This is a genomic window from Agromyces sp. NPDC058064 (assembly GCF_042885275.1).
GTDB lineage: Bacteria > Actinomycetota > Actinomycetes > Actinomycetales > Microbacteriaceae > Agromyces.
The window spans coordinates 720391-733214 of the sequence record NZ_JBHVSE010000002.1; the positions used below are offsets into that span (position 1 = coordinate 720391).

Below are 12824 nucleotides of genomic sequence, written 5' to 3' on the forward strand. Positions count from 1 at the left end.
GGCCATGGCATTCAGCTTAAGCAGGCATCACCCGGCGACGGGCGACCGCCACACCTTCCCGCCGACTCCGCATCCAGCCGCGAGAGGGGCGAAGTGAACGATCCGGGCCCGACTCCACCGTTCGCACGGGCCGTGATCGATCGCGACGCCGAGCGGCGCGCCGATCCGGTGATCTTCGACGACTTCGACGCCGACCCCGCGTCGCGGGTGCTGCTCGTCCACGGCGACCGGGTGCTCCTCGCCGAGCAGGTCGACGGGTCGGCGCCGGCGATCGAGCTCCTGCGCCCGGCCGATGCCCCCGCGGGCTCGCTCCGCGCCTACCTCGGTCGCGGCGACGCACCGGCGGTCGCCTACGAGGTGCGCGTCGTCGACGACGAGACCGCCGCGGCGGTCGAGCCCGAGGAGGCGCGCTGGGTCGGGCTGCGCACCGCGGCGACGCAGCTCGACGAGCTCGGTTCCGGGCTCTTCGTCGAGGCGCTCGCGCTCGCGAACTGGCACGCGTCGCACGGTTTCTGCCCGCGGTGCGGGGCGACGACGACGCCGGTGCAGGCGGGGTGGGCGAGGCGCTGCGATGCGGATGCCGCGATGCTGTTCCCGCGCACCGATCCGGCCGTGATCGTGCTCGTCACCGATGACGACGACCGGCTGCTGCTCGGGTCGAACGCGCTGTGGGAGCAGCGCCGGTTCTCGCTCCTCGCCGGTTTCGTCGAGCCGGGCGAGTCGCTCGAGGAGGCCGTCGTGCGCGAGATCCACGAGGAGGCCGGACTCGCCGTCGACCGGGTCGAGTACCGCGGTTCGCAGCCGTGGCCGTTCCCGGCGAGCCTCATGCTGGGGTTCGCGGCGCGGATCGCACCGGGCGTCGACCCTGCGACCGCGAAGCCCGACGGCGAGGAGATCCTCGAGCTCCGCTGGTTCAGCCGCGAGGAGCTCGCCGAGTCGTGGGGCGGCGTGACGCTGCCGGGTGAGACGTCGATCGCGCGCTGGCTCATCGAGCAGTGGTACGGCGGGCCGGTGACGGCGCCCGATCCCGCCCCCGCGTGGTCGGCCTCGTGACGGGCCCGGGCATCCACGCGGCCCCCGACGCGGGCCCGCTCGACGACCTCGACGCCGGGGTCGTCACGGGCGATCCCCTCCTCGACGGACTCGACGCCGAGCAGCGGGTCGTCGCCGAGGCGCTGCACGGCCCGGTCTGCGTGCTCGCCGGTGCCGGCACTGGCAAGACGAGGGCGATCACGCACCGCATCGCCTACGGCGTCGCCTCGGGTGCGTACGACCCCGCGCGGGTGATGGCGCTCACCTTCACCTCGAGGGCCGCCGCAGAGCTGCGCGCGCGACTCGGCTCGCTCGGGGCGGGCGCCGTCCGGGCGCGCACCTTCCACGCCGCGGCGCTCGCGCAGCTCAACCACTTCTGGCCGATCGTGGTCGGCGGTCCGGCCCCGCGCGTGCTCGACTACAAGGGCCGCCTGCTCGGCCAGGCCGCCGAGCGGGTGAAGCTCAAGGTCGACGTGGCCACGCTGCGCGATGTCGCCGCCGAGATCGAGTGGCGCAAGGTGAGCGTGCAGGGCCCCGAGTCGTACGCGGCACGACTCGCGATGCGCGGGGCGCCGGGGCGGCTCACCGCCGAGCAGTTCCTCGAGCTCGTCGAGTCGTACGAGCAGGTGAAGGACGAGCGGCGCATGCTCGACTTCGAGGACGTGCTGCTCGCCACCGCGGGAATGATCGAGTCCGAGCCGTCCGTCGCGATGCAGGTGCGCGAGAGCTACCGGCACTTCATCGTCGACGAGTACCAGGACGTCTCGCCGGCCCAGCAGCAGCTCCTCGAGCTGTGGCTCGGCGATCGCAGCGAGCTCTGCGTGGTCGGCGACGCGAGCCAGACGATCTACTCCTTCGCCGGGGCGAGCTCGAGCTACCTGCTCGGGTTCGAGCGTCGCTACAGCGAGGCGACCGTCGTGCGCCTCGAACGCAACTACCGGTCGACGGGCCAGATCGTCGACACGGCGAACCGGCTCATGCGCGGCCGCGAGGGCGCGCTGCGACTCGCCGCCGTCGCGCGCGGCGAGCGCGCGCCCGAGCCGGTGGTGACCGAGTACGCCTCCGACCTCGCCGAGGCCCGGGGAGTGGCGACCCGCATCAGGGAGCGCATCGACGCCGGCGTCGCCCCCGAGGGCATCGCGGTGCTGATGCGGGTCAACTCGCAGTCGGCGATCCTCGAGCGCGCGCTCGACGAGGTCGGCGTCGGATCGCGGGTGCGCGGGGCCGCGCGCTTCTTCGAGCAGCCCGAGGTGCGCGAGGCCGTGCACGCCCTGCGCGCCGCTGCGCTCACGATCACCGGCGAGCCGCTCTTCAAGTCGGTGAGCGACGTGCTCCGCTCGCTCGGCTGGAGCGTGCAGGCGCCCGAGGGCCCGGGCGCGGTGCGCACCCGCTGGGAGTCGCTCAACGCGATCGCCCGGCTCGTCGACGACGCCCCCGAGGGCACGACCTTCCGCCAGTTCGCCGACGAGCTGCGGGCCCGCGCCGAGGCGCAGCACGAGCCCGCGCTCGCGGTCGTCACGCTCGCGACGCTCCACTCGGCGAAGGGCCTCGAATGGGACGAGGTGCACCTCGTCGGCCTCAGCGAGGGCATGCTGCCGATCAGCTACGCGAAGGGCTTCGACGCGATCGACGAGGAGCGCCGGCTGCTCTACGTCGGGCTCACGCGGGCACGGCGCCGGCTCGAGCTGAGCTGGGCGCGCCTGGGCGACGGGCAGCGCGGAGAGCGGGAGCCGTCGCGCTTCCTCCAGGAGCTCGACAACCGCACTCGGGGTGCAGCCGATGGCTCGCAGCCTGCGAGCGGCCGGCGGCCCCGAGCCTGAGGCTCCGCTCGGCGAGGGGCGTCTCACCGAGGCGCAGCCGGTCGTCGACGGCGGCGGCCGCAGCCGAGGCGGCGTCGACGAGCGCACGGATGCCGCGTGCCGCAGGCGGTGCCGGTCGTCCGGCGAGCTGCGCGGCGATGACCGGCCACGCGGGGTCGCGGTCGCGCCGGGCGAGCTCGAGGCAGCGGAGGCACGGGCCGGTGCCGGGTTCGACGAGCGGACCGACGCGCCAACCCGCCTCGTCGTCGACGACCGCGAGGTGCGGGACGTCGGCGCGCAGCCACGGCAGGTGGCGCGCGGGCGGCACGACCCAGTGCGCCGCGATCACGACGAGGGCCGGCGTCGGCGTCGTGGTCGCCTCGATCGCGTCGCGGCCGAGCACGCGGTGCCCCAGCTCGACGAGCCGTCGCTCGAGCAGCGCGCCGAAGGTGCCGTCGGCGTCGAGCAGCACCGGCCCCCGGGTCTCACGGGCGTCGGGGACCGGGTCGACCTCGAACGCGGGCGCGAGCACGGAGAGCAGCCGCTCGACCTCGGCGGGGGTGCCGCCCAGCCCGGTGCCGATCGTTTCGAGCGTCGCCCGGCTGACGCCGTGCCGGAGCGCGCTGAGGAGTCCGGTCTCGAGCAGACCGGGGTCGCGGAGGACGATGCGCGGCACCTCGCCGCCGAGCTGCAGCTCGCCGGGGGAGCGCCAGACGAGCGGGAGGGCCGGATCGATGCGCGGGGACATGCCGAGAGCCTCCCGCAGCGGGGCGCCCGGCGTCGGAATCCCTCCACAGGCCCCGTCAGCGCATGCCGTCAGCTCGCGGGGGTCTCGCCGTCCTCGCCGGGGCCGGCCGGGGTCTCGCCGCGCAGCAGCTGCTCGAGCGCCTGGTCGAACTCGTCGTCGGCCTCGTTCTCGGCCGCGTCGTTGCCCGTCAGGCGGGCGACGAGCGCGCTCGGGTCGTCGAGGTCGGCCGAGGTGGGCAGCAGGTCGGGGTGCGCCCAGAGGGCGTCGCGCGCCTCGACGCCGACCGCCTCGGTCACCGCGCGCCACATCGCGGTCGCCTCGCGGAGGCGGCGCGGGCGCAGCTCGAGCCCGACGAGCGTGGCGAACGCCGACTCGGCGGGCCCGCCCGAGGCCCGGCGGCGGCGGATCGACTCGGCGATGGCATCGGTGCGCGGGAGCCGGCCCGTGGCATCCGCCGTGACCTGGTCGACCCAGCCCTCGACGAGCGCGAGCATCGTCTCGAGCCGGCCGAGCGCCGCCTGCTGCGCCTCGCTCTTGGGGCGGATCAGCGTGCCGCCGACGACCGCCTGGCGCAGCTCGTCGGTGTTGGAGGGGTCGAAGCCTTCGGCGAGCTCCTCGAGGCGCTCGGTGTCGATGTCGATGCCGCGCGCGAACGCGGTGATCGCGGTGATGAGGTGCAGTCGCAGCCAGCGCGCGTGGCGGAAGAGCCGGGCGTGCGCGAGCTCGCGCACGGCGAGGTAGAGCTCGACCTGGTCGGCCGGGATGTCGAGGCCCTCGCCGAACACGGCCGCGTTCTGCGGGAGGATCGCCGCGCGCGAGTCGTCGAGGAGGGGGATGCCGATGTCGCCGCCCGAGACGACCTCGGTCGACAGTTGGCCGACGACCTGCCCGAGCTGCATCGCGAACAGCGCGCCGCCGATGCCGCGGAGCATCTTGCTCGCGTTCTCGATCATGCCGCGCATCTCCTCGGGCGCCTGCTCGAGCATCACCCGGGTGAGGGCGTCGGAGATCGAGAGCGCGACCGGCTCGGCGAGCTGGGTCCAGATGGGCATGGTCGCCGCGACCCATGCGCGCCGGGTGATCACCTCGGGCGTCTGCGGGGGAGCGGAGAAGTCGACGGCCTCGTCGAGCCAGAGCGAGGCGACCTGGAAGGCCTGGTCGAAGCGGGCGCGGTCGGCGTCGGAGATCTGCGTCTGGCCGGTCGCCGCGCGCTCCTCGCCCTGCCGCGTCGCGACGCTCCAGTCGATGCCGTCGCCGCTGCGGCTCATCGCCTGCTGGAGCTGGCCGAAGAGCGCGGCGACGCTCGCCGGGTCGTTCGGCAGGCCCGCGGCGCCCGCGAGGCTCGTCGGGTCGATGCCACCGGCTCCGGACAGCAGTTCGCGCAGCATGTCGCGGAACTCGTCCTCGGGGTTCCGGTCGCCGGATCCGCCATTCTCATCGGCCACGTGCGCCACCTCCAGCTCTCGTCACCTCCACCGTAACGCGGCCTTCCGGCGTCGCGACTGGGAAATGGCCTAGGCTGGCTTCCCGGGTGTCCGCCCTTCGCGAACAGCGCCGGCTCGGCCCGCCCCTCCACCCCGGCCCGTCGCCGCGAACGACCGGCCCGTCGCCGCGAACGGCGCGAAAGGACTGCCCGATGGCCCTGTTCACCGATGACTCGTCGGCGCCCGTCGAGCACCGTCGGCGCTCGCGGCGCGAGCGCATCGGGTGGGCCGCCGTCACCGTCGCCACGGTCATCGCGATCGTGTTCGGCCTGCTGCCCTCGCCGTACGTGATCGAGCAGCCCGGGCCCGTCTACGACACCCTCGGCGTCGCCGAGAACGCCGACGGCGAAGAGGTGCCGCTGATCGAGATCCCCGACGAGACGACGTACCCGACCGAGGGCGAGCTCAACCTGCTCACCGTCTCGGTCGTCGGCAGGCCCGGCAACACCCCGAACTGGCTCGAGGTGCTCTGGGCGTGGGGCGACACGACGCGCACCGTCATGCCGATCGAGGCGGTCTTCCCGCCCGGTGTCAGCAACGAGGACCGCGACGCGCAGAACGAGGCGGCCATGGTCGACTCGCAGCAGGACGCGATCGCGGCCGCGCTCGTCGAGCTCGGCTACGAGTTCCCGCGCGAGGTGACGATCGTGGGGCTGCTCGAGGGCTCGCCCGCCGACGGCGTGCTCGAGGAGGGCGACGTCGTCGTCGCGCTCGACGGCACCCCGGTGAACTCCATCGGCGAACTGCAGTCGGCGGTGCGCGAGCACGGCACGGAGGCCCCGGCCTCGATCGAGATCGTCCGCGACGGCGAGCCCCTCACCGTCGAGGTGACCCCCGTCGATCGCGACGGCGTCGCGGTGCTCGGGGTCGGCGTGCGCATGCACTACGAGTTCCCGATCGACGTCGAGCTGCAGCTCGACAACGTGGGCGGACCGAGCGCCGGAATGATGTTCGCGCTCGGCATCGTCGACGAGCTCACCCCCGGCGCGATGACCGGCGGCGAGATCGTCGCGGGCACCGGCACGATCGACTCGGCCGGTGCCGTGGGTGCGATCGGCGGCATCCGGCAGAAGCTCTGGGGCGCCGACGGCGCCGGCGCCGACTGGTTCCTCGCGCCCGAGTCGAACTGCGACGAGGTCGTCGGCAACGTGCCCGACGGCATGAGCGTGTTCGCCGTGTCGACGCTCGACCAGGCGCGCGCGATCGTCGAAGACCTCGGAGACGGCGAGCTGACGGGGTCGTACCCGTCGTGCGACGCCTCCTGACCAGCAGATTCCAAGCATCGCGACTCTAGGATGGAGTCTCGATCCCATCCCGACCGAAGCAGAGGCCGAGAGTGTCAGCACAGCCGCAAGAACCGAGGATCCAGCGCCGTCGTGCGCCGATCGCGATCACGATCGGGGTGGTGGCCGCCCTCGTGATCGCGTTCTTCGTGTTCGCGGGCCTCTACACCGACGTGTTGTGGTTCCAGCAACTCGGGTTCCTCTCGGTGCTCACCACCGAGTGGATCGCGCGCGTCTCGCTCTTCCTCATCGGGTTCCTGGCGATGGCGGTGCCGATCTGGGCGTCGATCCAGATCGCCTACCGCACTCGCCCGGTCTACGCGAAGCTCAACTCGCAGCTCGACCGCTACCAGGAGGTCTTCGAGCCGCTCCGCCGCCTCGCGATGTACGGCATCCCGGTCGTGCTCGGCGTCTTCGCGGGCGTCTCGGCGTCGAGCCGCTGGGAGGTCACGCTCGCGTGGCTGAACCGCACCCCGTTCGGCCAGACCGACCCGCAGTTCGGCTTCGACGTCGGCTTCTTCGTGTTCGAGCTGCCCTTCTACCGCAGCGTCGTCGGCTTCGCCTCGGCGGTCGTGCTGCTCTCGGTGCTCCTCGTCATCGCGACGAACTACCTCTACGGTGCGATCCGGGTCAGCGGCCGCGAGGTCGTCATCTCGAAGTCGGCGCGCATCCAGATCGCCGTGACCGCCGGCCTGTACCTGCTGCTCCAGGGCGTCAGCATCTGGCTCGACCAGTACGCGACCGTCACCGAGACGGGCACGCTCATCACCGGAGCCGCCTACACCGACGTCAACGCCACGATCCCCGGGCGGGGCATCCTCGCCGGCATCGCGGTCGTCGTCGCCATCCTCTTCTTCGTGACCGCGGTGATGGGCCGCTGGCGGCTGCCGCTCGTCGGCACCGCGCTGCTCATCGTGACGAGCCTGCTCATCGGCTCGCTCTACCCGTGGGTGGTGCAGCGCTTCCAGGTCGACCCGAACGCGAAGTCGCTCGAGGCGCCCTTCATCCAGCGCAACATCGACCTGACGCGCGACGCGTACAACGTCGAGGACGTCGAGGAGATCCCGTTCGAGGCCGAGACCGACGCCGAGCCCGGCGCGCTCCGCTCCGACGCCGAGACCACGGCGAACATCCGCCTGATGGACCCGCTGGTGATCTCGCCCGCGTTCTCGCAGCTCGAGCAGTTCCGCCAGTACTACCAGTTCCCGAAGCAGCTCGACGTCGACCGCTACGAGGTCGACGGCACCACGCAGGACACGGTGGTCGCGGTGCGCGACGTCAAGCTCTCGGGCCTCGGCGACGCCGAGACCTGGTTCAACTCGCACCTCGTCTACACGCACGGCTACGGCCTCGTCGCGGCGGCCGGCAACCAGCGCTCGGTCGACGGGCAGCCGGTGTTCCTCGAGTCGGGCATCCCGCAGACGGGCTCGCTCGGCGAGTTCGAGCCGCGCGTCTACTTCGGCGAGAGCTCGCCGCAGTACTCGATCGTCGGCGCCCCGAAGGACAGCGAGCCCATCGAGCTCGACTACCCGGCGGGCAGCGACAACGAGGAGCAGACGCAGACCACGTTCTCGGGCGACGGCGGGCCGAAGCTCGACAACATCTTCACGAAGCTCGTCTACGCGCTGAAGTTCCAGTCGGAGCAGATCTTCCTCTCCGACCAGGTCACCGACGACTCGCAGATCCTCTACGACCGCGACCCGATCCAGCGCGTGCAGAAGGTCGCCCCGTACCTGACGCTCGACTCCGAGACGTACCCGTCGATCGTCGGCGACCGTCTCGTCTGGATCGTCGACGGCTACACGCTCTCCGACCAGTACCCGTACTCCAACAAGGTCAGCATGAGCGAGGCCATCGCCGACAGCGAGGGACTCTCGCCGGCGCTCGCCTTCGACGAGATCAACTACATCCGCAACTCGGTGAAGGCCACGGTCGACGCGTACGACGGCACCGTGACCCTCTACGCCTGGGACGAGGAGGACCCGATCCTCCAGACCTGGCAGAAGATCTTCCCGTCGACGATCGAGCCGATGAGCAAGATGTCGGGCGAGCTGATGAGCCACGTGCGCTACCCCTCCGACCTGTTCAAGGTGCAGCGCGCCGTGCTCGGCCGCTACCACGTGACCGAGGCGAGCCCCTTCTACTCGCGTGAAGACGCGTGGACGACGCCGAAGGACCCGACGGCGGGCGCGAACACCGCGCTGCTGCAGCCGCCGTACTACCTCACGATGCAGATGCCCGGGCAGGAGACGCCGGCGTACTCGCTGTACTCGACGTTCATCCCCGAGGCGCGCGGCGACGAGAGCCGCAACGTGCTGCGCGGCTACCTCGCCGTCGACTCCGACGCGGGCGCGACCGACGGCGAGCGCTCCGACGGCTACGGCAAGCTGCGGCTCCTCACCCTGCCCGAGGACGACAACGTGCCCGGCCCCGGCCAGGTGCAGGCCAAGTTCAACTCGGACCCGAGCGTCTCGCAGTCGCTGAACCTGCTGAAGCAGGGCCAGTCCGACGTCATCAACGGCAACCTGCTGACCGTGCCGGTCGGCGGCGGCCTCCTCTACGTGCAGCCGGTCTACGTGAAGTCGACGGGTGACACGAGCTACCCGCTGCTCCAGAAGGTGCTCGTCGCGTTCGGCGACCAGATCGCGTTCCAGGACACCCTCGACCAGGCGCTCGACGTGCTGTTCGGCGGCGACTCGGGTGCATCGGCGGGCGACAACGAGGTGGAGCCCGGCACCACCCCGACGCCCGGGGAGGGCGACGGCGGCACGCCGACCTCGCCCGAGGCGCCGAGCGACGAGATGCAGGCGCTCCTGAACCAGGCGGCGCAGGCCCTGAAGGACAAGCAGGCCGCACTCGCCGAGGGCGACTGGGTGGCGTACGGCGCCGCCGACGCGAAGCTCGCGGAGACGATCTCGAAGATGATCGCCCTGACGAACGACGCGGAGAGCGGCACCGGGGGCTCGGAGGAGTCGAGCGGCGAATGACCGTCGGACTGCGGGAGGGCGACTGGCTCGACGACAACCGGGCCGGCTGGGACGAACGCGTCGGCGTGCACCTCGCGAGCACGTTCTACGACCAGGCTCCGCTGCGCGCCGGCGGGGGCGTGCTCGACCCGATCGCGCGAGCGGGGGTCGAGCGGCTCTTCCCCGACGGGCTCGAGGGCGTGCGCGTGCTGCACCTGCAGTGCCACTTCGGCTCCGACTCGCTCTCGCTCGTCAACCGCGGGGCGAGCGTCATCGGCATCGACTTCTCGCCCGCGGCCGTCGAGGAGGCACGGCGCATGGCCGCCGAGATCGGCGTCGCCGACCGCGCCCGCTTCATCGAGGCGAACGTGTACGACGCCCGCCACATGCTGCCCGAGCCCGAGTCGTTCGACCTCGTGTTCGTGACGTGGGGCACGATCAACTGGCTGCCCGACGTCGCCGAGTGGGCGCGGATCGTCGCGTGGTACCTGAAGCCCGGCGGTCGCCTCTACTTCGCGGAGGGGCATCCGACCGCGATGGTCTTCGACGGCGCCGACGGCCCCGGCGGTCTCCCGTCGATCAGGTACGCCTACCGGAGCGACGAGCCCGAGATCCTCGATGATCCCGGCGACTACGCCGACCCCGACGCGCGTCTCGAGCACGCGCGCACGTGGGAGTGGTCGCACCCGATCGACGAGGTGCTGGGAGCGCTGCGCGACGCGGGCCTCGAGCTCGAGGCGTTCACCGAGCACTACTCGGTGCCATGGCGGGTCTTTCCGGCGACGGTCGAGCTCGGCGAGGGCATGTACGGCTGGTCGGCCGAGCGCTGGCTGCCGCTGTCGTACGAACTGGTCGCACGCAACCCGGTGGTCGACTAGCGAAGAAGCCCCGGTGGTCGAGTAGCGAAGCGCATCGAGACCCCACCCTCGAACACGGCGGATGCCTCGGAGCGGGCTCGCTCCGAGGCATCCGTCATTCGGGGTCGGCTCAGTCGAGCGGCCCCTCCTCCGCGGCGCGCAGGGTGTCGCCGAGGGTGCTGCCGAGCTCGTTGCGGTAGTCGCCCGAGAGGTCCCACCACATCGCGCCGCCGAAGCCCTGCTCGGCGAGCCATTCGGCCTTCTGCGCGACCGACTTCGGGTCGTCGAGGCTCCACCACTGGCCGGTGACGGCGTCGTAGCGCCAGGAGGCGCCGATGGCGGGGTCGTAGTAGCCCTCGCCGATCGAGCGGATCTCGTAGTACGGCTTCGTGCCGATCGAGGTCACCGTCGGGTCGGGCGTCCAGACGGCGCGGTCGCCGACGGTGACGTTCGTCCAGCCCTGTCCGTAGGCGGGGATGCCGATGTTGAGCTGGTCGGGTCGCGCTCCGGCAGCCGTGTAGAGGCCGACGGCGTTGTCGAGCGCGAGGCCCCAGTTGTTCGCGCCGTCGGGGTGCAGGTTGCCCTGGTGGCCGGTGTTGCCGGTCCATCCGCCGGCGTAGTCGTAGCCCTGGATGTTCAGGAAGTCCACGACCTCGAAGAGGCGCGGGTCGGTCCATCCGCCGGCGTTCGTGTTCCATCCGCCGGCCGGGGCGAACGCGGTGAGCAGGTAGTCCTCGCCGGTCTCGTCGCCGTAGTCGTCGAGCTGGCGGCGGAACTCCTCCATCAGAGCGAGGAAGTTCTCGCGGTCGGCGGGGCTCGCGTTCGACGTCTCGCCGCCGTTGACCGGCCACTCCCAGTCGACGTCGATGCCGTCGAAGATGCCGGCGGCGACGCCCTTGCCGCCGAGGTCGCCGACCTTCGGCAGGTCGCCCTTCAGGTAGATGTCGAGGCACGAGGAGACGAGCTTCTCGCGGCTCTCGGGCGTCGCGGCCGCGGCCGAGAAGTGGTCGGACCAGGTCCAGCCGCCGAGCGAGACGAGCACCTTCGTCTCGGGGCTCACCTGCTTGAGCTTCTTCAGCTGGTTGAAGTTGCCCGCGAGGCGCTGGTGCTTGTTCTTCTGGTCGCGCTTGCCGTCGACCGAGTCCTGCGGGGAGACGAGGCGGAGGTAGTCGTTGTACGCGTCGCCCTCGCCGGGTACGTCGGTGATCTCGCAGACGAGGTTCTCGGTGACGTTGCCGAAGGCGTAGTTGATGTGGGTGACGTCCTCGATGGCGCCGTTCTTCAGCAGGTCGGCGATCTGGAAGTCGCGGGTGACGGGGGTGTCGGCCATCAGGTAGCCGACGCTGCGGTAGCCGTTGATCTCGCTCGGGCCGTCGGGGGAGTGCTTGCCGTGGGCGGCGGCCGGCGCGGTCGCCGCGGTGGCGATGAGCGCCGTGGCGGCGACGGCGACGGCCGCACCGCGGAGCAGGGGGAGTGGTGACATGGAATCCTCATCGATCGTGGTCCCGGCCGCCGCGATCACGGCGGTTGCGAGACGGTACCAAGCGAGCGGGCTGAAAGGAAAGAGTCTTAACAAAGCTTCGCGGATGCCACGGGCGAAGGCGTGCGCTCGCTGTGGAGATCTCCAACGGAATCGGCGGGGTGTGCAGATACTGCACGTTCGCCGGGTCGATCGTCGGCGCGACCTGGTTCGACCTCTGTTCGCGTCGAGGCCGACCAGGTGGTCGGGGAAGGCGGCTCGATTGGACCACCGGGGCTTCCCGTGCTAGTGTTTTCTCTTGTGCCGCGGGGTGGAGCAGCTCGGTAGCTCGCTGGGCTCATAACCCAGAGGTCGTAGGTTCAAATCCTGCCCCCGCAACAAAGAAAAGGCCCCTGATCAGGTGTTTCACCAGATCAGGGGCCTTTTGTCTTGCCGGGTTCCCGCGCAGCCCGATCATCGTTGTGCGCACGCGACGGGCCTCACTTCGTCCAGTGCGCGGAGTGCCCGTGGGTCCGAGCCGGCGCCGGGGCCGTGTAGACTCGTCCTTGTGACGCGGGGTGGAGCAGCTCGGTAGCTCGCTGGGCTCATAACCCAGAGGTCGTAGGTTCAAATCCTGCCCCCGCAACCAACAGATGAAGGCCCGGAATCGTCGAGATTCCGGGCCTTCGCCATCTCCCGGCCGGTGAACCCGGGCGACCGTCAGGACGGCAGGATGCCGGTGACCACGTCTCTCTCGCGGTGTCCGTGTTCGCGTTCCACCACGGCGATCAGGCCGGCCAGGTCGGAGGCGAGCACTTCGTCCAATCCGGCCATGCTCGAGGCGAGCTCTTCCGCCCGCGGCCCGTCGATCCGAGCGTGCAGCTCCAGTCGACTGCCCGCGTCATCGCGGTGCGACTCGTGCCGCACCGTCAAGGTGCCGCCATCGAGGAAGACGGTGTCCTGAAATGCGAGTCCGGGCACGATGTCGCTGACCATCATCGGGGTCTCCTCGCCGTCGCGGGTCTTCATCACGCCGCGGACGCCGATGCCCAGTGGTTCCTCGAGTCGGATGTACTCCATTCCGGGCGCCCACTCGGGATGCGTCGTCACGTCGCACCAGCGGGCGTGGAAGTACTCGGGGGCAACCAATGATCTCGCGGTGATCACCGGGAACGTCATCATGCCGTGGATCATAC

Annotated in this window: 8 protein-coding genes and 2 tRNA genes; 7 read left to right on the forward strand and 3 right to left on the reverse strand. The window is 71.3% G+C overall.

The window, feature by feature from the left end; translation table 11 throughout:
- The first annotated feature begins 132 nt into the window (after positions 1–132).
- Entirely contained in the window at positions 133–1053 is a 921-nt protein-coding gene (gene nudC, locus ACFVSL_RS09230) for an NAD(+) diphosphatase (protein ID WP_386940397.1), read from the forward strand.
- Between the two features lie 11 nt (positions 1054–1064).
- Entirely contained in the window at positions 1065–2852 is a 1788-nt protein-coding gene (locus ACFVSL_RS09235; protein WP_386941131.1) for an ATP-dependent helicase, read from the forward strand.
- A gap of 795 nt (positions 2853–3647) precedes the next feature.
- On the opposite strand, the gene ACFVSL_RS09240 is transcribed toward ACFVSL_RS09235, so the two are convergent.
- The gene (locus ACFVSL_RS09240) at positions 3648–5024 is read right to left on the reverse strand and encodes a zinc-dependent metalloprotease (RefSeq protein WP_386940399.1); all 1377 of its coding nucleotides are present in this window, start codon (positions 5022–5024) and stop codon (positions 3648–3650) included.
- A gap of 191 nt (positions 5025–5215) precedes the next feature.
- Here ACFVSL_RS09240 and ACFVSL_RS09245 point away from each other — a divergent pair, with 191 nt between their 5' ends.
- The 3 genes from ACFVSL_RS09245 to ACFVSL_RS09255 all read left to right on the forward strand — a co-directional run bounded on the left by ACFVSL_RS09245 (position 5216) and on the right by ACFVSL_RS09255 (position 10190).
- On the forward strand, positions 5216–6328 hold the full coding sequence (locus ACFVSL_RS09245; RefSeq protein WP_386940401.1) for a PDZ domain-containing protein: 1113 nt from the start codon (positions 5216–5218) through the stop codon (positions 6326–6328).
- Positions 6329–6399: 71 nt separating this feature from the next.
- Positions 6400–9333 carry a UPF0182 family protein gene (locus ACFVSL_RS09250; RefSeq protein ID WP_386940402.1) on the forward strand — a complete coding sequence of 978 codons (2934 nt, stop codon included), beginning with the start codon at positions 6400–6402 and terminating at the stop codon, positions 9331–9333.
- Positions 9330–10190, forward strand: a complete 861-nt coding sequence (locus ACFVSL_RS09255; protein ID WP_386940404.1) for a class I SAM-dependent methyltransferase — start codon at positions 9330–9332, stop codon at positions 10188–10190. The genes ACFVSL_RS09250 and ACFVSL_RS09255 overlap by 4 nt, the downstream gene beginning before the upstream one ends.
- A gap of 109 nt (positions 10191–10299) precedes the next feature.
- Here ACFVSL_RS09255 and ACFVSL_RS09260 read toward each other — a convergent pair whose 3' ends face one another.
- Entirely contained in the window at positions 10300–11652 is a 1353-nt protein-coding gene (locus ACFVSL_RS09260; RefSeq protein ID WP_386940406.1) for a glycoside hydrolase family 18 protein, read from the reverse strand.
- Between the two features lie 301 nt (positions 11653–11953).
- On the opposite strand from ACFVSL_RS09260, the gene ACFVSL_RS09265 reads away from it, so the two are divergent.
- Positions 11954–12027, forward strand: a tRNA-Met gene (locus ACFVSL_RS09265).
- Positions 12028–12200: 173 nt separating this feature from the next.
- Positions 12201–12277: transfer RNA gene (locus tag ACFVSL_RS09270), tRNA-Met, on the forward strand.
- A 71-nt stretch (positions 12278–12348) separates the two neighbouring features.
- On the opposite strand, the gene ACFVSL_RS09275 is transcribed toward ACFVSL_RS09270, so the two are convergent.
- On the reverse strand, positions 12349–12822 hold the full coding sequence (locus ACFVSL_RS09275) for a hypothetical protein (RefSeq protein WP_386940407.1): 474 nt from the start codon (positions 12820–12822) through the stop codon (positions 12349–12351).
- Positions 12823–12824: the final 2 nt, after the last annotated feature.